Origin of the sequence: Sphingomonas sp. FARSPH (genome assembly GCF_003355005.1) — a bacterium.
Classification (GTDB): Bacteria; Pseudomonadota; Alphaproteobacteria; order Sphingomonadales; family Sphingomonadaceae; genus Sphingomonas.
Window position 1 is genome coordinate 396,931 of record NZ_CP029985.1, and the last position, 24,724, is coordinate 421,654.

The following is a 24,724-nucleotide window of genomic DNA, read 5'->3' on the forward strand; positions in this document are numbered from 1 at the left end:
GGCCGGCCTTTCGGCGTCTCAGGGACAGGTTGCCCCGCCCCCCGCGCGCCTCAGGCCATCTTCGCCTTCACCTCGTCCGCGACGTTCTGCGGCACTTCGTCATAGTGCGAGAACTGCATCGAGTAGCTGGCGCGGCCCTGCGTGAACGAGCGCAGCGAGTTCACGTAGCCGAACATGTTCGCCAGCGGGACCATCGCGGTCACCGCCTGCGCGTTGCCGCGCGTGTCGGTGCCCTGGATCTGGCCACGGCGGCTGTTCATGTCGCCGATGACGTCGCCGAGGTAATCCTCGGGCGTCACGACCTCGACCTTCATCACCGGCTCGAGCAGCGTGATGCCCGCCTTCTGCGCGCCTTCGCGCATCGCGCCGCGCGCGGTGATCTCGAACGCCAGCGCCGACGAGTCGACGTCGTGGTACGCGCCGTCATACAGCGTGATGTCGAAGTCAATGATCGGGAAGCCGACCAGCGAACCCGTCGCCGCCGTCTCGCGGAAGCCCTTTTCGATCGCGGGGATATATTCGCGCGGGATGTTGCCGCCCTTGATCTCGTCCTTGAAGACAATACCCTGGCCGCGCTCGCCCGGCGTCAGCTTCACCTTCACGCGGCCGAACTGGCCGGTGCCGCCCGACTGCTTCTTGTGCGTGTAGTCGATGTCGACGGGCTTCTTGAGGTATTCGCGATACGCGACCTGCGGCGCACCGACGTTCGCCTCGACCTTGAACTCGCGCTTCATGCGGTCGACGAGGATCTCGAGGTGGAGTTCGCCCATCCCCTTGATGATCGTCTGGCCCGATTCGTGATCGGTCGACACGCGGAACGAGGGATCCTCGGCGGCGAGGCGATTGAGCGCGATGCCCATCTTTTCCTGGTCGGCCTTGGTCTTGGGCTCCACCGACAGCTCGATCACCGGCTCCGGGAATTCCATGCGCTCGAGAATGATCGGATGCGCCGGATCGCACAGCGTGTCGCCCGTCGTCGTTTCCTTGAGGCCCGCAAGCGCGACGATGTCGCCGGCGCGCGCCTCTTCGATGTCCTCACGCGAGTTCGCATGCATGAGGAGCATACGGCCGATCTTCTCCTTCTTCTCCTTGACGGAGTTCAGGTAGCTGCCCTTGGTCAGCACGCCCGAATAGATGCGCGCGAAGGTCAGCGAGCCGACGAACGGGTCGTTCATGATCTTGAACGCGAGCGCCGAAAACGGCGCATCGTCGGACGAGGGACGCTCGTCCGGCGTCTCGCCGTCGATCTTGACGCCCTTGATCGCCGGCACGTCGAGCGGGCTCGGCAGGAAGTCGACGACCGCGTCGAGCAGCGGCTGCACGCCCTTGTTCTTGAACGCCGAACCGCAGACGACCGGCACGAACGCCATGTTGAGCGTGCCCTTGCGGATCAGCGCCTTCAGCGTCTTCGCGTCGGGCTCGTTGCCCTCGAGATACGCCTCCATCGCCTCGTCGTCCTGCTCGACGGCGAGTTCGATCAGCTCGTTGCGATACTTCGCCGCCTTCTCGACCATGTCGTCGGGGATCGGCTGATATTCGAACTTCGCGCCGAGCGATTCCTCGAGCCAGATGATCGCGCGGTTCTCGACCAGGTCGACCAGGCCCTTGAAGCCGCCTTCGATGCCGATCGGCAGATACAGGACCGCCGGCTTCGCGCCGAGACGCTCGATGATCGAGTTGACGCAGAAGTAGAAATCGGCGCCGGTGCGGTCGAGCTTGTTGACGAAGCACATGCGTGGCACGCCGTACTTGTCGGCCTGGCGCCACACGGTTTCCGACTGCGGCTCGACGCCGGCAACGCCGTCGAAGCACGCGACCGCACCGTCGAGGACGCGCAAGCTGCGCTCGACCTCGATCGTGAAGTCGACGTGGCCCGGCGTGTCGATGATGTTGATCAGATGCTCGGGGCCGTTGCCCTCTTCGGCCTTCCACTTGCAGGTGGTGGCAGCCGACGTGATCGTGATCCCGCGCTCCTGCTCCTGCTCCATCCAGTCCATCGTCGCGGTGCCTTCGTGCACTTCGCCGATCTTGTAGGACTTGCCGGTGTAATAGAGGATGCGCTCGGTCGTCGTCGTCTTGCCGGCGTCGATGTGCGCCATGATGCCGATATTGCGATAACGCTCGAGCGGATGGCTGCGGGCCATGATCGTGGTTTCCTTAGAGATGTGGGGAGCGCAGCGTGCCGCCGGCTCCCCACGATATAGGTCAAAGGTTTGGCGCTTCCAAGCCTTACCAGCGGTAGTGGCTGAAGGCGCGGTTCGCTTCGGCCATGCGGTGCGTGTCCTCGCGCTTCTTCACCGCGTTGCCGCGGTTGTTCGAGGCGTCGAGCAGTTCGCCCGACAGGCGCGCCGACATGGTGTTCTCGCTGCGCGCCCGCGCGGCCGATATCAGCCACCGGATCGCGAGCGCCTGCGCACGCTCCGGACGGACTTCGACGGGGACCTGGTAGGTCGCACCGCCGACGCGGCGGCTGCGGACCTCGATGCCCGGCTTGATGTTGTTCAGCGCGTCGTGGAACACGCCGATCGGCTCACGCTTGGCGCGGGTCTCGACGGTTTCCAGAGCACCGTAAACGATCGATTCGGCGACGGACTTCTTGCCGTCCAGCATCACCGAATTCATGAACTTCGAGAGGACTTCATCACCGTACTTGGGATCCGGCAGGATGATGCGCTTCTCGGGGCGACGACGACGTGCCATTTCAAATTCCTTCTAAACTTCAGCCGTGATGACGAAACGCGTTCGTCGGCTTACTTCGGACGCTTGGCGCCGTACTTGGAGCGGGACTGGCGGCGATCCTTGACGCCCTGCGTGTCGAGCACGCCGCGCAGCACGTGGTAGCGCACGCCGGGAAGGTCGCGCACACGGCCGCCGCGGATGAGCACGACCGAGTGCTCCTGCAGGTTGTGGCCTTCGCCCGGGATGTAGCTGATGACTTCGCGCTGGTTGGTCAGGCGGACCTTGGCCACCTTGCGCAGCGCCGAGTTCGGCTTCTTCGGAGTCGTCGTATAGACACGGGTGCAGACGCCGCGCTTCTGCGGGTTCTGCTCCATCGCAGGAACCTTGGACTTGGCCTTCTGCGGTTCGCGGCCCTTGCGGACCAGCTGGTTGATCGTCGGCATGAAGCCTTCACCTCTATCAAAGGGTTACTTTGCTGGAGCCATCACAGCACTAGGGAATACAAAAAGGGGCGAAGGCCGCGCGAATCACCGCGCCGCTCCGACCCACGACTTTGCATCCAGCAATGTTCAAGCTGTCCGCCACCGGTTGAGGGGCAACGAACGCGGCGGGGCTATACGCGTGAAGGGGCCCGCGGTCAACAATGCGGCCCGCGGCCTGCGCCGCACGGCAGGCCCACCGCTTTACCCCCGCCGCCTTAACCCCGCCGCAACCGCGTACGATGCATGGCGGGTCATCATGATGCCGCCGACGATCCACGCCTATGCCGTTTCGCCCCCCGCCCGCGCCGCGCCGCGAATCGTCTGGGCGGCAATCGGTCTGCTGGCGGCCGAGGGCGTGTCGCCAGGATTTCTTGCCGCGCTCGCCCCGCTGCCGCTCACCTGCGCGATCGGCTATGCGTCGTGGTGGATCGCCGCCTGGGCCGGTGCCGAGGAACCGATCGGCAACGGCCAGCGCGCGCCCGGCCTGCCGCGCGCGGCGAACGACAACCGCATCCTGCCGCGCGGCCGACAGGCTCCTTCCCCGCTCGCCGCGGCGATCGCGCGTCATTATCAGATGCAGCGCGACCGCACCGGCAGCGCGTGACGCAATTGCGACAACGGGCGCTTGCCCTCGTCCGCCCGACCCGCTAGAGGCCGGCGCCGCTGCAGGAGTGTAGCTCAGTTGGTAGAGCATCGGTCTCCAAAACCGAGGGCCGTGGGTTCGAGTCCCTCCACTCCTGCCATGCTTTCGCGACGATCGCGGGGCGATCTGCCCATTGCGCGCAAACATCCGGATTTGACCATTTTCGTGAATTCCTTGTCACTTTTGCGGTGAAACGAGGGTGACGCCGGCAAAATGGCGGTTTATCGGCGCTGCATGGATGAAGTGACACGGCACACCATTGTCTATGCGATCGTCGGCGCGCTGTTGCTGATCGGCGCTCCCGCGCTGATCGCCTACAAACGACGCCGCCGCCGCGAGAAGCTGCGTCGCCGCGGCATCAAGACGTACGGCCACTGATCGTCCCGCGCGGCCGATCGCCATTCGCGTGCCCATGTCGATCACCGTGGATCGGTCCTCCTGCGGCACCGCTCTTGCCTTACCGCGCCCGCCCCGCTATCTCCGCATCCCATCCGACAGCGAGGACGGGCGCTCGCCGGTTCCCTTCACGGGGAAGCGGCGGAAAAGCCATGCCCTTCAGATCGGTATTTTCTGATTCCAGCGGGCTTCGAGAAACAGTGGCGAAGACGACTCCCATCGAATTCATCCGACAGGTGCAGGCCGAAACCAAGAAGGTCGTCTGGCCGACCCGGCGCGAGACGATCATGACGGGCGTCATGGTGGTCATCATGACGACCATCCTCGCGCTGTTCTTCCTGGGCGTGGATTCGTTCTTCAACGCCGTCGTCCAGGCGTTGCTGAAGCTCGCGAAGTAAAAGGGGCCGCCGCCATGGCACGCTGGTACATCATTCACGCCTATTCCGGCTTCGAAGGCAAGGTTCGCGACGCCATCATGGCAGAGGCGACCCGCCTCGGCCTCGAGCAATTGGTCGAACAGATCGAGGTGCCGACCGAGACGGTGACGGAAGCGCGCCGCGGCAAGAAGATCGCGGTCGAGCGCAAGTTCATGCCCGGTTACGTCCTCGCCAAGCTCAACATGAACGACGACGTCTATCACCTCGTCAAGAACACGCCGAAGGTGACGGGCTTCCTGGGTTCGATGGGCAAGCCGCAGGCGATCAGCGAGGCCGAGGCCGCGCGCATGCTCAATTCCAAGGAAGAAGCCGCCGCCGCGCCGAAGACGAAGGTCAAGGTCGATTACGAGATCGGCGATGCGGTCAAGGTGCTCGAAGGCCCGTTCGCCAGCTTCAACGGTGTCGTCGAGGAGCTCGATTTCGACAAGTCGAAGGTCAAGGTCAGCGTATCGATCTTCGGCCGCGCGACCCCCGTGGAACTCGACTTCGAACAGGTCGAACGCTCGAAGTAAGCGGACCGGAACGGTTCACGAAAAGGCCGGCGGGGCGACCCGACCGGCCTTTTTGCTGTTCTAAGCCCCTCCCCTTTAGGGGAGGGGTTGGGGGTGGAGGAGTCCGGGTAGCCATTGGGTAGGGCGTTCCCCACCCCAACCCAGTGGCAGGTAAACGATGCCCCACATCGTTTAGGTCATGCCGGGGGCATGACCGACCTGCCACTCCTAAAGAGGAGGGGCGTTACCCGCTCACCGGCCGCCCGGCGGCAGGTTCGTCTCCAGATAGCGCGTCATCAGATTGTACAGGTGCACGCTCGTCCCCGGCTTTTCGTAGATGCCGTGCGTGCGGTCGGGATAGGCCATCATCGTGAACGGCTTGCCCGCCGCGATCAGCGCGTCGGCCATCTGCTCCATGTTCTGGTAATGGACGTTGTCGTCTCCAGTGCCGTGGACCATCAGCAGATTGCCCTTCAGCCCCGCGGCATAGGTGATCGGCGACCCCTTGCGAAACCCTTCCGCATTGTCCGCGGGCAGGCCCATGTAGCGTTCCTGGTAGATGGTGTCGTACAGCTTCTGGTCGGCGACGCCCGCCACCGCAATGCCCGTGCTGTAGAGATCCGGGAAGCGGAACACCGAGTGCAAGGTGCTCGACCCGCCGCCGCTCCAGCCCCAGATGCCGACGCGCGCCGGATCGATATAGCTGCGCGTCGCGAGCATCTTGCGCACGCCCGCGGCGATATCCTCCGGCCCGACGATGCCGATGCGGCGATAGATGGTCTTGCGCCATTCGCGCCCGCGCGGGGAAGCGACGCCACGCGGATCGATGCTCGCGACGAGATAGCCGTGCTCGGCGAGCATCCGGTGCCAGAGCGCGCCGCGCCCGCCCCAGCGATCCGCCACCGTCTGGCCGGCGGGCTCGCCATAGACCTGGAACAGGATCGGATAGCGTTTGGCGGGGTCGAAGTTCGCCGGCTTGATCAGCCAAGCGTCGAGCTGCGTGCCCCCGCCGATGTCGACGCGGAAGAATTCCGTCGGCGGCAGCGGCCCCTTGCTCACCACGTCCTGCAACGCCTGGTTGCGCGCGAGCACGCGCAGCGGCTTGCCCGTGGTCATGTCCATGATCTCGGTCACCGGCGCGCGGTCGAAGCTGGAGAAGGTGTGCCGTGCCCAGTGCGCGCCCGGCGCGAGGTCGTAGCTGTGCGTGCCGGCCTGCCCCTGCGGCGTGACGCGCTCGACGCGCGGCTTGCCGGTCAGCGTCGCACGATACAGGTAACGCTGCGTCGGATTGTCGGGCGAGGCGATGAAATAGGCATAGCCCCCCGCCTCGTCGACTTGCAGCAGGTCGACGACGTCATAATTGCCCGGCGTGCGCAATTCCATCCGCTTGCCGTCGCGCGAGGCGAGGTAGAGGTGCCGCCAGCCGTCGCGCTCGCTCATCCAGGTGAAGCCGCGATCGCCCTTCAGCCACTGGACCTGGTCGTTCGCCTCGACCCACGCTTTGTCGCGCTCGACGAACAGTGGCGCGACGCTGCCGTCGGCCGGATCGCCGAGCAGCACCTGATAGGTATTTTGCAGGCGGTTGGCATATTGGATCAGCACGCGGCCCGACTTGCCCGCCCAGCCCATCTGCGGCACGTAATTCTGACGCGGGTCGCCCTGCAGCGTGAACCAGCGCGTCGCGCCGGTGCCGACGTCGACCGTGCCGACCTGCACCGCCGAATTGGTGGTGCCGGCCTTGGGGTATTGCAGCGGAATGACCTTCGAATACTGGCCGTCGGTGTTCTTGATCATGTAGAAGGTGCCGACCCCCGACGTGTCGAAGCGCCAGAAGGCGATCCGCCGCGAATCGGGGCTCCAGCTCCATGCCTTGCGCAGACCGAACTCCTCTTCATAGACCCAGTCGCCCAGGCCGTTGACGATCAGGTCGCTGCCGTCGCGGGTCAACTGCTGCGCCGCGCCGCCGACGACGGGTTCGACGTAGAGGTTGTTGGCGCGGACATAGGCGATGCGCGTGCCATCGGGCGAGAATTCCGCATACATCGTCGTCGACGGCGCCGCGGCCGCGTCGCCGACCTTGCGCAGCGCCTTGGTGTCGAGGTCGAGCAACCAGTAATCGCCGAGCGCGCGGGTGCGGCGGAACGGCTGGCCGTTGGTGAAGATCAGCACCTTGCGGCGATCGGGCGAGAAGGCATAGCCCTCGACGCCGATCGCCTTGCCGCCTTTCGGCACCATCAGCGCCGCGGGGACGAGCACGGTGCGCGCGCCGCCCGCGATTTCGTAGCAGACGATGTCGCTACCCTCGGCAACGCTCTTCGATGGTTCGATCGCGATATAGCCGCGCCCGTCCTCGGTCCATTCGCCGCCATCGAAGCTGTCGCCACGGATCGCGGTCTTGCCGAAGATGCGCTCGATCGTCAGCGGCTGATAGGCCTGCGTCGCCGACGCGGCGGGCGCCGCGCCCTTCTGCGCCGGCGCTTCGGGCACGGGCGTGGTCTGCGACCAGGCGATCGCCGGCATCGACACCGCGGCCAGCGCGGCGATCATGGGCAACGGACGCATCGAAAAATTCCCCCCTCATTCTATCGGCTTTGCCGTTTCGATTCCGCCGCCGTGTTAGCGGGCGGGATCGCGATCGTATACGCCCGAAGCGTACCCATCGAAGCGGCTTGACCCGCGCCGCCCTTATCGCTCACCCCGCACGCCGATGATGCTGCCCCCTCCCCCGCCCGATCTGCTGCGCGACGCGGCGTTGTTTCTCGATTTCGATGGGACGCTCGTCGAGTTGCAGGACCGGCCGGATGCGGTGCGCGTCGACGCCCGGCTCGCCGCGCTGATCGACACGCTGTCGCACGCGCTCGACGGCCGGGTCGCGATCATCAGCGGGCGGTCGGTGTCGGGCATCCGCGCGCTGTTCGGCGATCCGTCCTTTGCGATATCGGGCAGCCATGGGCTGGAGGTGGTGTGGCCCGACGGGCGCGAAACGGTTGCGGAACGACCTGCCGCACTCGACCGTATTGTCGCCGAAATGACTTCCTTCGCCTCTACCCGCCCCGGCGTGCTCGTTGAACAGAAGCCGCTCGGTGCGGCACTCCACTACCGCAAGGACCCTGCCGCCGCCGCGGGCAGCGATGCGCTGGCGCGCACGCTGGCGGACCAGGCGGGGCTGCACCTGCAGACCGGCAAGATGATGGTCGAGGTACGCGTACCCGGCGCGGATAAGGGCAGCGCGCTTTGCAAGCTGATGGAGACGGGGCCGATGGCGGGATACCGCCCGGTCTTTCTGGGCGACGATGATACCGACGAACCAGCGATGGTCGCCGCCGCCAGGCTGGGCGGCGCGGGTATCCTGATCGGGGCCGCGCGTGCCAGCGCCGCCGCCTATCGCCTGGACGGCGTGTCCGCGGCGCTCGACTGGCTGGAAGCGGCGGCGCGGAAGGCCGGGGCATGAGCGACACGCCCGCGGCCGCGCCGACGCCGAATCCGACTGGCAACGCCACCTCCGTCGACTTGTGGCCGATCGGCAATTGCCAGGTCAGCGCCCTGGTCGATCGCGCCGGGCGCTTCGTGTGGGCATGCGTGCCGCGCGTCGATGGCGATCCGCTCTTTTCCGCCTTGGTCGGCGGCGCGGCGCCGGACGACGGATATTGGGCGATCGATCTCGAGGATTCGGTGCGGATCGACCAATATTACATCCGCAACACGCCGATCCTCGTCAGCCTGCACAGCGATGCGCAGGGCAATGCGGTGGAGGTGATCGACTTCTGCCCGCGCTTCCAGCGTCTCGGCCGCACCTATCGCCCCGTCGCCTTCGCGCGGATCGTCCGCCCAGTCTCCGGCAGTCCGCGCATTCGCGTGCGCATGCGCACCACCTGTGGCTGGGGCGGCACCTGCCGCGAGCAGGTGGGCGGTTCGAACCACCTGCGCATCATGCTCGACACGATGGCGCTGCGACTCACCACCACCGCGCCGATCGGGATGGTCGAGGAGGAGCGCCCGTTCCGCATCGAACGCCCGCTGCATTTCTTCCTGGGGCCGGACGAAGGCTTTTCGGGCGACCTTGCCGAAACGGTCGAGGCGATGCTGACGCAGACGACCGCGGAATGGCAGGAATGGGTACGCGGTCTCGCGGTGCCGCTGGAATGGCAGGACGTCGTCATCCGCGCCGCGATCACGCTGAAGCTGTGCCAGCACGAGGAGACGGGCGCGATCGTCGCGGCGCTGACCACCTCGATCCCCGAACATGCCGGGTCGGAGCGCAACTGGGACTATCGGTATTGCTGGGTGCGCGACGCCTATTACACGGTGCAGGCGCTCAACCGGCTCGGCGCGCTCGACGTGCTGGAAGGGTATCTCGGTTACCTACGCAACATCGTCGACAATGCCCGCGGCGGGCATATCCAGCCGCTGTACGGGGTGCTGGGCGAGGCGACGCTGGAAGAACGGTTCGCGCCCGCGCTGGCGGGCTATCGCGGCATGGGGCCCGTACGCGTCGGCAACCAGGCCTATGAGCAGATCCAGCACGATGCCTATGGCCAGATCGTGCTGTGCAGCGTCCACGCCTTTTTCGACCAGCGCCTGTTCCGTCCATCGGGACGCGAGGATTTCGAAAGCCTCGAACGCGTCGGCGAGCGTGCGTGGACGTATCACGACCAGCCCGACGCGGGCCTGTGGGAGCTGCGCACGCGCCAGAGCGTCCACACCTATTCCAGCGCGATGTGCTGGGCGGCGTGCGACCGGCTGGCGAATGCGGCCAAGGCGCTGGGGCTCGAGGACCGCTGCCACTTCTGGCAGGACCGCGCCGACCGCATCCGCAGCGAGATCGAGACGCGCGCGTGGCGGCCCGAAACCAACCGCATGTCGGCGACCTTCGCCGGCGACGACCTGGACGCCAGCCTGATCCAGCTGCTCGACCTCAGGTTCTTCCAGCCCGACGACCCGCGCTTCGTCGGCACGCTGGAGGCGGTGGAAAAGGGCCTGCGCCGCGGCAGCCACATGCTGCGCTACGACACCGAGGACGACTTCGGCCTGCCGGAGACGGCGTTCAACGTCTGCACGTTCTGGCTGATCGAGGCATTGCACTTCACCGGCCGATCCGAGGATGCGCGCGCGTTGTTCGACGAGATGCTGACACGGCGCACCGCAGCGGGCTTGTTGTCCGAGGATATTGATCCAAGTAGCGGCGAACTCTGGGGAAATTATCCACAGACCTATTCGCTGGTCGGCATGATCAACTGCGCCGTCCTGCTGTCGAAACCATGGAGTTCGATCCGCTGAGCCGTCTCGTCATCATTTCCAATCGTGTGTCCGCCCCCAACGGGTCCAATTCCGGCGCGCAGGGCGGGCTCGCCGTCGCGCTCGCTTCCGCTCTCCAGGAAAACGGCGGCATCTGGTTCGGCTGGTCCGGCGAGGAGACGCCCGAATATACCGGCCAGATCACCTTCGCCCGCGGCGAGGGCGTCACCACCGCGACCGTCGACCTCGAAGCGCAGGACGTCGAGGAATATTACAACGGCTACGCCAACCGCACCTTGTGGCCGCTGTTTCACTATCGCGTCGACTTGGCGGAATATGAGCGCGAGTTCGCCGGCGGCTACAAGCGCGTCAACGTCCGTTTCGCGGAAACCGTCCGCCCGCTGATCGAGGATGGCGACGCGGTATGGATCCAGGATTACCACATGTTCCCGCTGGGCGAGGAACTGCGCCGGCTGGGCCTTCAAAACCGCATCGGCTTTTTCCTCCACATCCCCTGGCCGCCGCGCCGCCTGCTGTCGATCCTGCCCGAGGCCGAAGCGCTGGTGCGCACGATGTTCGCCTATGACGTCATCGGTTTCCACACGCACGAATGGCTGAGCTCGTTCGTCGATTATGCCTGCCATGAACTGGGCGCGACGATGGACGGCGACGTGCTGCGGCTGGGCGAGCGGCAGGTGCAGGTGATGGCGGTGCCGATCGGCATCGACGCGGACGAATTCGCCGGCCTCGCGACGAGCACGCGCGGCCGCCTCGCCTTTCGCCAGATGCGCGACAGCGCGGTAGGCCGCGACATGATCGTGGGCGTCGACCGGCTCGATTATTCGAAGGGATTGGAAGAGCGTTTCCTCGGCTACGAACGCTTCCTGACCGAGCATCCGGAAGAGCGGAAAGAAGTGTTCCTGCTCCAGATCGCGCCGCCCAGCCGCGCCAGCGTCGGCAGCTACCAGCGCATCCGCTCCAGCCTGGAAAGCATCGCGGGACGGATCAACGGCGCCTATTCGGACGTCGACTGGACGCCGATCCGCTACGTCAACCAGGGCTATCCGCGCGACGTGCTGGCGGGCATCTACCGCGCCGCCAAGATCGGGCTGGTGACGCCGTTGCGCGACGGGATGAACCTCGTCGCGAAGGAATATGTCGCCGCGCAGGATCCGGAGGATCCCGGCGTCCTCATCCTGTCCCGCTTCGCGGGCGCGGCGTGCCAGCTGACGGACGCCCTGCTGATCAACCCCTATTCGGCCGAAGAGATGGCCGACGCGATCATGCAGGCGCTGCGCATGGGCCGCGACGAGCGGATCGCGCGCTGGCAAAGCATGATGGACGTGCTGCGCCGCGAGGACATCGGCTGGTGGCGCAAGACCTTCACCGAGGCGCTGGTTCGGGAACCGCAGCCGGCATGAGCCGCGTTCGCGGCAGCGCTTCGGGCATGTCGGTGCGGATGAAGGCGTAGAGCGCCTCGCGCACCTCGCAGCGCAGGTCGAACGCGGTCGAGGCGTCCTTCGCCGTCATCAGCCCGCGCAATTCCATGATGCCGTCCGGCTTCGAATCGGTGACCTGCAGGTTGAAGAAGCGCCCGTCCCAACGGCTGCTCGCGCGCACCACCTCCTCCAGTTTCTCGCGCAGGCGCGGCACGTCGGTGGCAGGATCGACGTACCAGAATACCGAGCCGAGCAAGGCGCTCGTCTCGCGCGTCCAGTTCTGGAAGCTGTTCTCCAGAAACTTCGACACGGGCACGACCAGCCGGCGATCGTCCCAGATGCGCACCACGACATAGGTCAGGCGGATATCCTCGATCCGCCCCCATTCGTTGTCGATGATGACGACGTCGTCGATGCGGATCGGTTCGGTGAACGCCATCTGGATGCCGGCGATAACGTTCTTCAGCGCGGGCTGCGCCGCAGCGCCGATCGCGAGGCCGGCGACGCCCGCGGACGCGGCCAGCGTCACGCCGATCGTACGGACCGACGGAATGCTCATCAGCATCATCATCGCGGTGAGCAGCACCAGCACGAACACGCCGATGCGGTGGAGGATCGAGATGCGCGTGCGCCGGCGTCGTGCGCGCAGGTTATCGGGGCCGCTGATGTCAAAGCGTACCTCGCTGATGTCGCGATAGGCGGTCAGCGCGGCGAGGAGCATCCAGCCGAACAGCGCGGGCGCAGCGATGCCGAGCAGGCGTTGCCACACATTCTCCCACACCCGCGGCAGATCGAGACTGGGCGTCGAAGCGGCGAGCGCGATCCCGATCAGAAGCCAGAAGCTGGGCCGGCGCAGGCGCAGCACGAGGATGTCGTCCGCGCGCGTCTTCGTGCGCGCAGTGATCCGGTGGAGGATCGCAAACAGGGCGCGATGGACGAGCACGACGAGCAGCAGGAACGCCGCGACACCGGCAATCCGCGCCGCCCAGCTCGGCAGGTCGAGGTCGAGATAGGGGATGTGCATCGCGCGCTATCACGCTTCAGCGTGCGAAAGGCTCCCGGGAGTCCGGCGCCTGCCCCGCGAGTCTTGACAAAATTGACACCTGAACGCGCAATCTTCCCAATGCCGGCCTTTATGTAAATTACGCCAATGAGAAAGTGCGCATTCCTTGTAGCAGGATCGGGCCGTGTAGGAAAACGATCCGAGACGAACGCCGGTTCGCTGTTCCCGCGTCGGCCGGGATCGAGCAGTCACACGAGGTTGGCCCCACTGGACCCCGGCCCTCGCCCGGGGTGGAAGGCGCGCGGTGGGTCTTTGGCCCTGCCCGCTATACCCGCTGCGCCCCCGCCTCTCGCACCGCGGCGAGCGTCGGATAGCCGTTGACCGCCATCAGCAGGTCGGCCTCCGCGAGCAGGCATTTGAGGACGTGCGCGGCGCCGTCCGCGCCGCCGAGCGCGAGGCCGTAGCTGTAGGGTCGGCCCACCCCGACCATCGTCGCGCCGAGCGCGATCGCCTTGACGACATCGGTGCCCGAGCGGACGCCCGAATCGAACAGCACGGGCACGTCCCCCGCCGCGGCGACGACGCCGGGCAACAGGTCGATCGCGGCGATGCCGCCATTCGCCTGCCGCCCGCCGTGGTTGGAACAATAGATGGCGTCAGCCCCCGCATCGATCGCGCGGCGCGCATCGTCGGGGTGGCAGATGCCTTTCAGCACGATCGGCAATTTGGTCAGCGACCGCAGCCAGCGCATGTCGTCCCAGGTCAGCACCTTGCCGAACAGGCGCGCCCACAGGCCGACCGCATCCGCCGGCGCACCCGAAGGGGACTTGCCGAGCAGACGCTGGAAAACCGGGTCGCTGAAATAATTGGTCAGGACGTGGCCGCGCAGTTGCGGAAAATTGGCGACGTTGAGATCGCGCGGGCGCCACCCCGTCACCCAAGTGTCGAGCGTGACGACGATCGCCTTATATCCCGCCGCCTCCGCGCGCGAGATGAGGCTGGCGGCGAGATCGGGGTCGCGCGGCGTGTAGAGCTGGAAGAAGCCCGGCGTCGCGCCCATCGCACCCGCCACCGCCTCCAGAGGATCGTTGGACAGCGTCGACGCACACAGCGGCACGCCAGTCGCGGCCGCCGCACGCGCAGCGGCGAGATCGCCGTGGCCGTCCTGGGTGCACAGCCCGGTGACGCCGATCGGCGCCATGAACACAGGAGTGGGAAGGCTGAGGCCGAACAGCGACACCGACAGGTCGCGCGTCGTGCAATCGACCATCATCCGCGGGACCATGCCCCAGTCGCCGAACGCCGTCGCATTGCGCCGCTGCGTCGTCTCGTCGCCGCAGCCGCCCTGCACATAACCGAGCACGCCCGGCTCCATCGCCGCTGCCGCGCGCGCCTCCAGCGTCGCGAAATCGACAGGCCAGCGCGGCATCACGCCCGACAGGCCCGCACCGTAGATGAGATTCTGGTAATCGCCGTAGGCCACGCGCCCTCTCCCTCAGGCATCCGACCCACCGGCAGCGGCGCTCTCGGGGCGCTTATCCAGGATCGCGCCGGGTCGATGCCATCGAAGTCGACAGGAAGCGCGACGCCGGGTCAAGCCCGCTGGTACGCGCGCGACCGCGTCGATGGGCAGCTCCGTTGCCGCCCGCGCGATAATCCGGTATCGACGGACCTGTCACGAACTCGTCACATCGCGGGTGCACCGGCAATCCTATGGCAACCATCGCTTCGACCCCGGCAGAAGGCCGCCAGCCTCTGCGCGGCCCGCATCTCGACGCGCGGCTGCATCCCGCCGGACGGTGGATCTTCCTGGCGGTGCTGATCGGCGCGCTCGGCTATGCCGGGTTCAGCGTGTTGACCGACACCGCCGAGGTGGGCGAGCAGATGGCGACAGGGGTCTTCCTGTTCCTCGGCCTCGCGCTGCTGATCGCGCTGGGGTTCGAATTCGTCAACGGCTTCCACGACACCGCCAATGCGGTCGCGACCGTCATCTACACGCATGCGCTGCCTGCACCCGTTGCGGTCGTCTGGTCGGGGTTCTTCAACTTCCTGGGCGTGCTCACTTCATCGGGGGCGGTCGCCTATTCGATCGTCACGCTACTGCCCGTCGACCTGATCCTCCATGTCGGATCGCTGGGCGGCTTTGCGATGATCTTTGCGCTGTTGCTCGCCGCGATCATCTGGAACCTGGCGACCTGGGCGGCGGGGCTGCCCAATTCGTCGAGCCATGCGCTGATCGGATCGATTCTGGGCGTCGGCCTTGCCAACCAGCTGCTCGCGCGCGGGTTGTCGGGCACGTCGGGCGTCGACTGGCACCAGGCGCAGAAAATCTTCATCACCCTGCTCGTCAGTCCGCTGGTCGGTTTCGCGGGCGCGCTGCTGCTGATGCTGGTGATGAAGCGGTTCTTCCGCGACCCCACGCTGTATCGCGAGCCGCCCGCCGATCGTCCGCCCTCGCGCGGGATCCGCGGCCTGCTGATCTTCACCTGCACCGCGGTCAGCTTCGCGCACGGCAGCAACGACGGGCAGAAGGGCATGGGCCTCATCATGCTCATCCTGATCGGCTGCGCGCCGACCGCCTATGCGCTTAACCGCACCGTCCCCGACAGCGCCACCCCCGCCTATGTCGCGGAGGCGCGCCAGGCGGCGGCGACGTTCGCGGCGCATGACGGCAACGCCCGCCCCGCCTCCGTCGACGCGGCGCGCGCGACGATCACGCAAGCCCTGTCGGTGCGGCGGGTCGACCAGCCCGCGGTGTATGGCGCGCTCGCCGCGCTGTCCAACGACGTCGGCGCGCGGATCGGCGATTACGGCGCGCTGAGCCGCGTCCCCGCCGCCGCCGCGCCCAATCTGCGCGCCGACATGTATCTGGTGCTCGACGCGAGCAAGCAGATCGTCGCCGACGAAGGCGCGAAGTCGCGCTTCTCCGCCGCCGAGCTCGACGGGATCAAGCGCTATGGCGGACGACTGGAGCAGGGCACTCGCTACATCCCGCTGTGGGTCAAGGTGACGGTGGCGATCGCGCTCGGCCTCGGCACGATGGTGGGATGGAAGCGGATCGTCGTCACGGTGGGCGAGAAGATCGGCAAGACGCACCTGACCTATGGCATGGGCGTGTCGGCGGAGCTGATGGCGGCGAGCACGATCCTGCTCGCCGACCGGCTGGGCATGCCGGTGTCGACGACGCACGTCCTGTCCTCCGGCGTCGCGGGCGCCTCGGTGGGCAATGGCGCCGGGCTGCAGTGGCGCACGGTGCGCAACATGGCGACGGCGTGGTTCCTGACGCTGCCCGCGGCGATGCTGCTCGCCGGGCTGCTCTATTGGGCGCTGCTCACCGGCATCCGCGTCTTCGCGGGCTGAGGACCGCAACATTCGCGTAACCGGATGGTGACGCCAGCGTCACACTGATCCGGCATGGCCATTCCAGCGGGGGGCGGCGCGCCCTCCTTGCAGGGGTGTAAAAGCCATGACGTTCGACCCGACGACCGCCGATCGTGCCGAAGCCGGCGCCGCGATCCTTTCCTTCGTCTCGCATCGCCCGACGACGCCGGAAAAGACCGATATCGCGCGTCGCCGCTATCGCACGATCTGGATCAGCGACGTCCATCTCGGCACGCGCGGCTGCAACGCCGACATGCTGATCGACTTCCTCGACCGCGTCGACAGCGACATCCTGTATCTGGTCGGCGACATCGTCGACGGCTGGCAGCTCAAGAAGCGCTTCTACTGGCCCGCCGCGCACAATGACGTCGTCTGGCGGCTGCTGAAGCGCGCCAAGCGCGGTACGCAGGTCACCTATATCCCCGGCAACCACGACGAGATGTTCCGCCAATTCGCGGGCATGAACTTCGGCGGCGTCGCGATCCGGCGCAAGGCGATCCACCGCACCGTCGATGGCCGCCGCCTGCTGGTGCTGCACGGCGACGAATTCGACGCGATCACGCTCGGCCATCGCTGGATCGCGCTGCTCGGCGACAGCGCCTACACCGCGCTGATGGCGGTCAACCGCTGGACCAACGTCGTGCGCCGCAAGCTCGGCCGCCCCTATTGGTCGCTGTCGAAGCATGCCAAGGCGAAGGTGAAGAACGCCGTCGCCTTCATCTCGAAGTTCGAGGAAGTCGTCGCGCATGCCGCCGGATCGCGCGGCGTCGACGGCGTGGTGTGCGGGCATATCCACACCGCTGAGATCCGCGAGATCGGCAACGTCACCTATTACAACGACGGCGACTGGGTGGAGGGCTGCACCGCGCTGGTCGAGCATTTCGACGGCACGATGGAGGTGCTGCACTGGGCGGACGAGATCGCCGCGCGCGAGGCGGCCGACCGCGCCGCCGCGATCGCCGCCTGACATGCGGATCGCGATCGTCACCGACGCGTGGCAGCCGCAGGTCAACGGCGTCGTCCGCACGCTGACCGCGACCAAGGCGGAACTGGAGGCGATGGGGCACGAGGTGCTCGTCGTCTCGCCCGACCGCTTCGCCACGCTCCCCTGCCCGACCTATCCCGAAATCCGGTTGGCGCTGACCGGGCGCGGCGGCGTCGGGCGGCTGATCCGCGCGTTCGATCCCGACGCGATCCACATTTCGACCGAAGGACCGCTGGGCCTCGCCGCGCGGCGCTGGTGCCTGTCGCGCAGCCTTCGCTTCACCACCGCCTATCACACGCAATTTCCCGATTATCTCGCCAAGCGGACGGGGGTGAGCGCGGAGGTGTTCTGGCGCTACATCCGCTGGTTCCACCGCCCGGCGGAGGCGATCCTCGCCTCGACGGCGTCGGTCGACACGGTGCTCGGCGCGCAGGGCCTGCACCATACGCGGCGCTGGGGCCGAGGGGTCGATTTGTCGCTGTTCACGCCCGATGGCACGCACGACCCGGCGATCGCCGGCCTGCCGGGGCCGGTGCAGCTCTACGTCGGCCGCGTCGCGGTGGAAAAGAACATCGAGGGGTTCCTGACGACGAACCATCCCGGCACGAAGGTGGTGGTGGGCGACGGCCCCGCGCGCGAGGCGCTGGCGGCGCGCTATCCGGCGGCGCATTTCGTCGGCCCCCGCTTCGGCCCGGCGCTCGCCGCCGCCTATCGCAGCGCCGACGTCTTCGTCTTCCCCAGCCGCACCGACACGTTCGGCCTGGTGATGATCGAGGCGCTGGCGTGCGGCACCCCGGTCGCGGCGCTGCCCGCACCGGGGCCGGTCGATGTGCTGAGCGACGACGTCGGCGCGATCGACGAGACGCTCGACGTCGCGATCGCCGCGGCGCTGGATCGCGACCGGGCCGCCTGCACCGCCTATGCGCGCCGCTTCACCTGGACGGCCAGCGCGACGCAGTTTCTCGACGCCCTCGCCCCGATCCGCCCGGTCGCCCGCCGCGCGGCGTGACCCGCTATCGTTGGCGGACGCCGCGCAGGCGATCGATCATCGTCTTCTCGAAGGCCCGGGGATCGATCGCCGCCTCACGCAATCGGTCGCCGTCGAGCGTCGCGGCGACGCGCCCGTCGGCGAGCATCACCCCGGCGTCGCACGATCCCGCCAGCATGGTGAGGTCATGCAGCGCGGTGACGAGCGTCCAGCCATCCTCAACCATCGACCGCAAGACCTGCCGCAGATCGTAACCGGCGACCGGATCGAGCCAGTTGAACGGCTCGTCCAGAACGATGCAACGATGGCCGCCGACGAACGCGGCGGCGATGGCGAGCCGTTGTCGCATGCCCGCCGAACAGTCGCCAACCCAGCGGTTGCGGAGGTCGGCGATACCAAGCGCGCTCCATAGCGCGGCCAAGCGGGATTCGTCGATCGGCGCGGCGCCCCGCGCGAAGTCGAGCACTTCATACCCGCGCAAACGGTCGGGCAAGCGATCGGCGGGCAGAGCGAAGCCCAGACCGCGGGCACGGGCGGCACGATCCGCCACCAGATCGCGGCCGTCGATCAGGCACGCGCCCCCGGCAAAGGCCAATCGACCCGCAAGCGCGCGGAGCAGACTGGTCTTGCCCGAGCCATTGGCGCCGATGACGCCGAACCAGGTGCCAGCTGATATCGTCAGGTCGATGCCATCGACGACCCGGCGGCCGCCACGCACGACCACCGCATCCGAAAGCACGATATCACTCATGCCACCACCCAAAGCCGCGCCCTCGCGCGACGTGACAGTCGCCAGAAGATGCCGATCGCAACCAGCGCTGCAGCAACGGGTGAAATCATGGCCGCCGAAGCGATGATGGCGAGAGCGACGGTCACCACGACATCGGCTTGCCGACGGCCGAGAAGGCGGCAGGCCTGGATGCGTAGCGCCATGAACAGGAGCATCGCGGCAACCGCCGCCGCCGTCACGCCACCTGCGCGAAGGCCGGCAGACATCGACACCGCCAGCGGCGCCAGCAGCGAAAACGTCAGCGCAGCAGGTGCCAGCCGAAGCGCTATACCCGGCAGACCGTGACCCGCCATGGCAAGGAAGCGGACTGCCGTAGCATCCACCCGTGTCAGCACGGCCGCGACGGCCAGCGACGCGACGGCGGTTGTGGCGATGCGGGCGCTCTCGTCCTGTGTGCCGTCTACGAGTGTGACGCAGAAGATTATGGCCGCGCCCGCAAGACCCACGGCAACGCGACGCTGCGCAGCGCGCAGCCAGCGGTCGGCGGCAGGGCCGCCGGGAAGGGCGAGGCCACGTGCTTCGCCCATCGCAGTCGCGATTCCAGCGGTCGCAAGGTAGGTCAGCGCCAAAACGGGAACGATGTGGGGACGCAGCAAGAGCCCGATCACCACGCCCATGGCCAAAAATCCCGCGTGGCATCGCAGAAGAAAGCCGCGGCGGACGGCAGGATTCAGCGCATCGGCCGCAAGCAGGCCATCGACGCCGTGACGCGCGAGCCGTGCCACGAGGCCACGCGCCGTCGCGATCCCGGCGAACGCGGCCATCGCCCCGCCAATCCACCATGCCCGTCCGGCTGGCACGGCGAGCAGGCCGTCGCGCGCGAAAGCCAGGACGGCGATCATCAGCATCGCTGCGATCGCACGATCGTGCCAAGTCGCCAGCGCCGCCGTCGCCTCGCGGCGGATCAGCAGCGCATCATGCCCGATAAGGCGCCACGCTCCTCGCCTTGCATCCCCCATGCTCGCTTATATCGCGCGCCCTCGATGATTGGGAACAAAGTTCGCTCGCCCGCCGCGCGGCGCGATCATTCCAGGCCGCCACCGAGCGAGCGGTAAAGTTCGACGAGGTTGCTGCCGCGCGACAGGCGCGTCGTCACCAGCTGCTGCTGCGCGGCATAAGCGGTACGCTGCGCGTCGAGCGTGGTGAGGAAGGAGTCGACGCCCGCGCGATAGCGCGCGTCGGACAGGCGCGCAGCGACGCTCGCCGCATTGGCGCGGGCGGTCTGCGCCGCGACCTGTTCGTCGATCGTGCCGCGCTGCGCCAGCGCGTCGGCGACCTCGCGGAACGCGGTCTGCACCGTCTTTTCGTAGGTCGCGACCGCCGCCTGCTGCGACGCCTTCGCATAGTCGAGGTTGCCGCGCAGGCGGCCGCCGTCGAACAAAGGTGCCGAGATCGAGGGTGCGCCGGTGTAGGTGAAGCTGCCGCCGGCGAAGAGGCCGCTGAGCGCGCTGCTGATCGTGCCGAGCGTCGCGGTCAGCGAGATGCGCGGGAACAGCGCCGCGCGCGCCGCGCCGATATTGGCGTTCTGCGCGATCAGCTGATGCTCCGCCTGAAGCACGTCGGGGCGGCGGAGCAGCACGTCGGAGGCAACGCCCGTCGGCAGGTTGGCGATCGTCGCGTCGCCCGTGCCCAGCCCCGTCGGCAGCATGTCGGCGGTGACGGTCGTGCCGGCGAGCAGGTTGAGCGCATTCTGATCCTGCGCGATGCGCGTCTTGAGCGCGGCGATGTCGTTGCGCGCGGACTGATAATTGGTTTCCGCCTGGCGCGCCTCCAGTTCCGAGGCGACACCGATGCGGAATTGCGCGCTGGTGAGGTCGTACGTCTGCTTGAACGCGGCCAGCGTCCCTTCCGAGATGCGCAGCTGGTCCTGATCCGACGCGAGCGTCAGCCAGGCGGTGGCGATCTCCGCGATCAGGCTGATCCGCGTCGTGCGCTGCGCCTCTTCGCTGGCGAAATATTGTTCGAGCGCGGCACGGCTGAGGTTGCGGATACGGCCGAACAGGTCGAGCTCGAAGGCGGAGAAGCCCGCATTGACCGAATAGAACTGCAAATTCGACGAGCCGCCGGTGCCGACCGAGGCGCCGGTGCCGCCGGTACCCGCACCGGTGCCGACGCCAGAGCCGGTGCCCGCGCCCGTTCCGGCGCCCGTACCACCGGCGGCCCCGCCGGCGGCGGCGCCCGATGCGCCCACCGCGCCGAACAGGTTGTTGGTGTAGGTGCCCGACCCGCTGATCGTCGTACCCGGCACGAGATCGGCGCGCTGGACGCGATATTGCGCGCGCGCCTGCAGCACGTTGGCGGCGGCGACGCGCAGGTCGCGGTTGTTGTCGAGGCCGAGCGCGATCACGCGTTGCAGCCGCGGATCGGTGAAGAAGCTGCGCCAGCCGATCTTCGTCACGTCGGGCGCGTCGCTCGCGGCGGCGGGGTAGACGCCGCCCTGCGGCAGCGTCGCCGGCACCGCGCCGACCGGGCGCACGTATTTGGGCGCCATGTTGCAGCCGGCGAGCGTCGCGCTCGCCGCGGCGAGGAGGAGGATGGTCTTGCGGGTCATCGAAATCACGCTCCCTGCGGGGCGGGCCGCCCCTCAGTGTCGTCCTGCGTGCCACCGTCATGCGGCGGCGCGCCATGGGGATCGTCGTGGGCCGCCGGCTCCGCGTGGCCGCCCTGCCCGAACAGGCGCAGGACGACGACGAAGAACATCGGCACGAAGAAGATCGCGAGGATCGTCGCCGACAGCATGCCGCCGACCACCGCGCGGCCGATCGCATTCTGGCCGCCTGCGCCCGCGCCGGTCGAGATCGCCAGCGGCAGCACGCCGAAGACGAAGGCCAGCGACGTCATCAGGATCGGCCGCAGGCGCAGCTTCGCCGCCGCGACCGCGGCTTCGAACGGCTTCATCCCTTCCGCCATCCGTTCCTCGGCGAATTCGACAATCAGGATCGCGTTCTTCGCCGACACGCCGATCGTCGTGATCAGGCCGACCTGGAGGTAGATGTCGTTGTTGAGCCCGGTCAGCGTCGCGGCGAGCACCGCGCCGAGGATGCCGAGCGGCACGACGAGCATCACCGAGATCGGCACCGACCAGCTTTCGTAGAGCGCGGCAAGGCACAGGAAGACGATCAGCAGCGACAGGCCGTAGAGTGCCGGCGCCTGGCCGCCCGAGAGGCGTTCCTCGTAGCTGAGGCCCGTCCATTCGAGCCCGGTGCCAGGTGGCAGCTTCGCCTGGATCGCCTCCATCGCCTTCATCGCGGCGCCGGACGATACGCCGGGCGCCGGCGCACCCAGGATCTCCATCGACGGCTGGCCGTTGTAGCGCGTCAGCTGCGTCGGGGCCTGCTTCCACGACAGCGTGGAAAAGGCGGTGAACGGCGCCATCGTGCCGCTGTCGCCGCGCACGTAGAAGCTGCCGACATCCTCCGGCTTCTGCCGGTACGGCTCGTCCGCCTGGATATAGACGCGCTTGACGCGGCCGCGATCGATGAAATCGTTGACGTACGACCCGCCCCAGGCGGTCGAGATCGTGCTGTTGACGGTCGACAGGTCGAGCCCGAGCGCGCGCGCCTTGTCCTGGTCGACGTCGATCTTGAGCTGCGGCGCATCGTCGAGCGCGTTGGGGCGCACGCCGGTGAGCGACTTGTCGCCCATCGCCATGCCCAGCATCATGTTGCGCGCGGCGACGAGCTTCTCGTGCCCGATTCCTGCTTCGTCGACGAGCTGCAGGTCAAAGCCGGTGGCGTTACCCAGTTCCTGCACCGCGGGCGGGATGACCGCGAAGATCATCGCGTCCTTGAACTGCGAGAAGGTCCCCATCGCCCGGCCCGCGATCGCCTGCGCCTTGTTCGCAGCGCCCTTGCGGTCGCTCCATTCCTTGAGCGGGATGAAGGCGATGCCGCTGTTCTGGCCCTGGCCGGCGAAGCTGAAGCCGTTGACGGTGAACACGCCCTGGACGTTGCCGCCCTCCTTTTGCAGGAAGTGGTCGCGGATCGTGTCGAGGCCCTTTTGCGTGCGCGCGGTGGTGGCGCCCGGCGGGCCCTGGACCAGCGCGATCATGATTCCCTGATCCTCGTCGGGCAGGAAGCCCGTCGGCAGACGCATGAACAGGAAGCCCATGCCGAGCACGATCAGCAGGTAGACGAGCATCGAGCGCTTCCAGCTCTTCGCGGTGCGCACGACGCCGCGTTCGTAGCGGACCTGGCCGCGTTCGAACTTGTCGTTGAACCAGCGGAAGAAGCGCGCAAGCGGACCGTTACCCTCGACCTTATTGGCATCGTGCGGCTTCAGGATCGTCGCACAGAGCGCCGGCGTCAGGATCAGCGCGACCGCGATCGACAGGACCATCGCCGAGACGATCGTGATCGAGAACTGGCGATAGATGACGCCCGTCGAACCGCCGAAGAACGCCATCGGCAGGAAAACCGCCGACAGCACCAGCGCGATGCCGATCAGCGCGCCGGTGATCTCGTCCATCGACTTACGCGCCGCTTCCTTCGGCGACAGGTGTTCGGTGGTGATGAGGCGTTCGACGTTCTCGACCACGACGATCGCGTCGTCGACGAGCAGGCCGATGGCGAGCACCATGCCGAACAAGGTCAGCGTGTTGATCGAATAGCCGGCCGCGGCGAGGATGCCGAAGGTGCCGAGCAGCACGACAGGCACTGCGATCGTCGGGATCAGCGTCGCCCGCCAGTTCTGCAGGAACAGGAACATGACGAGGAAGACGAGGATGATCGCCTCGACCAAGGTATGGACGACCTGCTCCACCGACAGGCGCACGAACGGCGAGGTGTCGTAGGGGTAGATGACCTTGACGTCGGACGGGAATTGCTTGGCGATCGCGTTGACGCGTTCCTTGACCGCGGCGACCGTGGTCAGCGCGTTGGCGCCGGGGGCGAGCTTGATACCGATGCCCGACGCGGGCTTGCCGTTCCATTGCGACGAGAAGCCGTAATTCTCCGCGCCGATCTCGACCCGCGCGACGTCGCGAAGACGGACGACCGAGCCGTCGGTGTTGCTCTTCAGCCGGATCGCGGCGAATTGCTCCGGCGTGGTCAGACGCGATTCCACCGATACGGTGGCGTTGAGCATCTGTTCCTTGGGCGCGGGCTGCGCGCCGATCTGGCCCGCCGACACCTGCGCGTTCTGCGCAGTGATCGCCGACGTCACGTCCGCCATCGTCAGCGCGTAATTGTTGAGCTTCAGTGGATCGACCCAGACGCGCATCGCATATTGCGAGCCGAACACGATCGTGTCGCCGACACCGTTGACGCGCGCGAGCGGGTCCTGAAGCTTCGAGACGATATAGTCGGAGAGGTCAGAATCGTTGTGGCTGCCGTCCGCCGAATAGAGGCCGACGAACATCAGGAAGTTCTGCGTCGCCTTGGCGACGATCAGCCCCTGGCGCTGGACCTCCTGCGGCAGCAGCGGCGTCGCCGCCTGGAGCTTGTTCTGCACCTGCACCTGCGCGATGTCGGGATCGGTGCCCTGTTCGAAGGTCAGCGTGATCGTCGCCTGACCCGCCGAGGAGGAGGACGACGAGAAATAGCGAAGGTTGTCGATACCCTTCAGCTGCTGCTCGATGATCTGCGTCGTGGTATTTTCGAGCGTCTGGGCGTCGGCGCCCGGATAGGTCGCGGTGATCGACACCGCGGGGGGTGCGATGGCGGGGAATTGCGCGATCGGCAGGCTGCGGATCGCCAGGATGCCCGCGAGCATCGTGACGATCGCCAGCACATAGGCGAAGATCGGGCGATCGATGAAATAGCGCGACATGAGGGC

The 24,724-nt window shown here is 67.2% G+C and carries 20 protein-coding genes and 1 tRNA gene; 11 read left to right on the plus strand and 10 right to left on the minus strand.

What is annotated here, in order from left to right; genetic code table 11:
- Positions 1 to 50 precede the first annotated feature (50 nt).
- The 3 genes from fusA to rpsL form a co-directional block, all read right to left on the minus strand.
- On the minus strand, positions 51 to 2,144 hold the full coding sequence (fusA, locus tag DM480_RS02005; protein ID WP_115377324.1) for an elongation factor G: 2,094 nt from the start codon (positions 2,142 to 2,144) through the stop codon (positions 51 to 53).
- Between the two features lie 85 nt (positions 2,145 to 2,229).
- Complete coding sequence (rpsG, locus tag DM480_RS02010; RefSeq protein WP_115377325.1) at positions 2,230 to 2,700, minus strand: 30S ribosomal protein S7; 471 nt, start codon at positions 2,698 to 2,700, stop codon at positions 2,230 to 2,232.
- 50 nt (positions 2,701 to 2,750) lie between these two features.
- The gene (gene rpsL / locus DM480_RS02015; protein ID WP_029936467.1) at positions 2,751 to 3,122 is read right to left on the minus strand and encodes a 30S ribosomal protein S12; all 372 of its coding nucleotides are present in this window, start codon (positions 3,120 to 3,122) and stop codon (positions 2,751 to 2,753) included.
- Between the two features lie 295 nt (positions 3,123 to 3,417).
- On the opposite strand from rpsL, the gene DM480_RS02020 reads away from it, so the two are divergent.
- The 5 genes from DM480_RS02020 to nusG all read left to right on the plus strand — a co-directional run bounded on the left by DM480_RS02020 (position 3,418) and on the right by nusG (position 5,149).
- Positions 3,418 to 3,765, plus strand: a complete 348-nt coding sequence (locus DM480_RS02020; RefSeq protein ID WP_125471445.1) for a hypothetical protein — start codon at positions 3,418 to 3,420, stop codon at positions 3,763 to 3,765.
- 63 nt (positions 3,766 to 3,828) lie between these two features.
- A tRNA-Trp gene (locus DM480_RS02025) sits at positions 3,829 to 3,904 on the plus strand.
- 134 nt (positions 3,905 to 4,038) lie between these two features.
- Positions 4,039 to 4,182 carry an LPXTG cell wall anchor domain-containing protein gene (locus DM480_RS02030; RefSeq protein ID WP_115380676.1) on the plus strand — a complete coding sequence of 48 codons (144 nt, stop codon included), beginning with the start codon at positions 4,039 to 4,041 and terminating at the stop codon, positions 4,180 to 4,182.
- A gap of 218 nt (positions 4,183 to 4,400) precedes the next feature.
- Positions 4,401 to 4,598 carry a preprotein translocase subunit SecE gene (gene secE / locus DM480_RS02035; RefSeq protein ID WP_115377327.1) on the plus strand — a complete coding sequence of 66 codons (198 nt, stop codon included), beginning with the start codon at positions 4,401 to 4,403 and terminating at the stop codon, positions 4,596 to 4,598.
- A 14-nt stretch (positions 4,599 to 4,612) separates the two neighbouring features.
- Positions 4,613 to 5,149 carry a transcription termination/antitermination protein NusG gene (gene nusG, locus DM480_RS02040; protein WP_115377328.1) on the plus strand — a complete coding sequence of 179 codons (537 nt, stop codon included), beginning with the start codon at positions 4,613 to 4,615 and terminating at the stop codon, positions 5,147 to 5,149.
- Between the two features lie 231 nt (positions 5,150 to 5,380).
- Here nusG and DM480_RS02045 read toward each other — a convergent pair whose 3' ends face one another.
- Complete coding sequence (locus DM480_RS02045; RefSeq protein WP_232834082.1) at positions 5,381 to 7,690, minus strand: S9 family peptidase; 2,310 nt, start codon at positions 7,688 to 7,690, stop codon at positions 5,381 to 5,383.
- A 145-nt stretch (positions 7,691 to 7,835) separates the two neighbouring features.
- Between DM480_RS02045 and otsB the strand changes: the two genes are divergently transcribed.
- The 3 genes from otsB to DM480_RS02060 are packed head-to-tail and all read left to right on the plus strand — an operon-like array spanning position 7,836 to position 11,784.
- Positions 7,836 to 8,579, plus strand: a complete 744-nt coding sequence (otsB, locus tag DM480_RS02050; RefSeq protein ID WP_115377329.1) for a trehalose-phosphatase — start codon at positions 7,836 to 7,838, stop codon at positions 8,577 to 8,579.
- Positions 8,576 to 10,405: a glycoside hydrolase family 15 protein gene (locus DM480_RS02055; protein ID WP_115377330.1), complete on the plus strand. Its 1,830-nt coding sequence runs from the start codon at positions 8,576 to 8,578 to the stop codon at positions 10,403 to 10,405. The genes otsB and DM480_RS02055 overlap by 4 nt, the downstream gene beginning before the upstream one ends.
- Positions 10,387 to 11,784 (plus strand): alpha,alpha-trehalose-phosphate synthase (UDP-forming), encoded by a 1,398-nt coding sequence (locus DM480_RS02060; RefSeq protein WP_115377331.1) that lies wholly within the window; start codon positions 10,387 to 10,389, stop codon positions 11,782 to 11,784. Before DM480_RS02055 ends, DM480_RS02060 begins: the two co-directional genes overlap by 19 nt.
- On the opposite strand, the gene DM480_RS02065 is transcribed toward DM480_RS02060, so the two are convergent.
- Both DM480_RS02065 and DM480_RS02070 read right to left on the minus strand, forming a co-directional pair.
- Positions 11,747 to 12,826 (minus strand): mechanosensitive ion channel family protein, encoded by a 1,080-nt coding sequence (locus DM480_RS02065; RefSeq protein ID WP_115377332.1) that lies wholly within the window; start codon positions 12,824 to 12,826, stop codon positions 11,747 to 11,749. The two genes, DM480_RS02060 and DM480_RS02065, sit on opposite strands and share 38 nt — an antisense overlap.
- Positions 12,827 to 13,130: 304 nt before the next feature.
- Positions 13,131 to 14,288, minus strand: coding sequence for an alpha-hydroxy-acid oxidizing protein (locus DM480_RS02070; RefSeq protein WP_232834083.1), 1,158 nt, complete (start codon positions 14,286 to 14,288; stop codon positions 13,131 to 13,133).
- Between the two features lie 230 nt (positions 14,289 to 14,518).
- On the opposite strand from DM480_RS02070, the gene DM480_RS02075 reads away from it, so the two are divergent.
- From DM480_RS02075 to DM480_RS02085, 3 genes are all read left to right on the plus strand, one after another.
- Positions 14,519 to 16,165: an inorganic phosphate transporter gene (locus tag DM480_RS02075; RefSeq protein WP_115377333.1), complete on the plus strand. Its 1,647-nt coding sequence runs from the start codon at positions 14,519 to 14,521 to the stop codon at positions 16,163 to 16,165.
- Between the two features lie 106 nt (positions 16,166 to 16,271).
- On the plus strand, positions 16,272 to 17,153 hold the full coding sequence (locus DM480_RS02080) for a UDP-2,3-diacylglucosamine diphosphatase (protein ID WP_115377334.1): 882 nt from the start codon (positions 16,272 to 16,274) through the stop codon (positions 17,151 to 17,153).
- A gap of 1 nt (position 17,154) precedes the next feature.
- Positions 17,155 to 18,180 (plus strand): glycosyltransferase family 4 protein, encoded by a 1,026-nt coding sequence (locus DM480_RS02085; RefSeq protein ID WP_115377335.1) that lies wholly within the window; start codon positions 17,155 to 17,157, stop codon positions 18,178 to 18,180.
- Positions 18,181 to 18,184: 4 nt separating this feature from the next.
- On the opposite strand, the gene DM480_RS02090 is transcribed toward DM480_RS02085, so the two are convergent.
- From DM480_RS02090 to DM480_RS02105, 4 genes are all read right to left on the minus strand, one after another.
- Positions 18,185 to 18,910 carry an ATP-binding cassette domain-containing protein gene (locus DM480_RS02090; RefSeq protein WP_115377336.1) on the minus strand — a complete coding sequence of 242 codons (726 nt, stop codon included), beginning with the start codon at positions 18,908 to 18,910 and terminating at the stop codon, positions 18,185 to 18,187.
- Complete coding sequence (locus tag DM480_RS02095) at positions 18,907 to 19,797, minus strand: hypothetical protein (protein WP_125471447.1); 891 nt, start codon at positions 19,795 to 19,797, stop codon at positions 18,907 to 18,909. The genes DM480_RS02090 and DM480_RS02095 overlap by 4 nt, the downstream gene beginning before the upstream one ends.
- Before the next feature lie 176 nt (positions 19,798 to 19,973).
- A complete protein-coding gene (locus DM480_RS02100; protein WP_198665875.1) occupies positions 19,974 to 21,500 on the minus strand; it encodes an efflux transporter outer membrane subunit in 1,527 nt (508 codons plus the stop codon).
- Between the two features lie 5 nt (positions 21,501 to 21,505).
- Positions 21,506 to 24,718: an efflux RND transporter permease subunit gene (locus tag DM480_RS02105; RefSeq protein ID WP_115377338.1), complete on the minus strand. Its 3,213-nt coding sequence runs from the start codon at positions 24,716 to 24,718 to the stop codon at positions 21,506 to 21,508.
- Between the last annotated feature and the right edge of the window lie 6 nt (positions 24,719 to 24,724).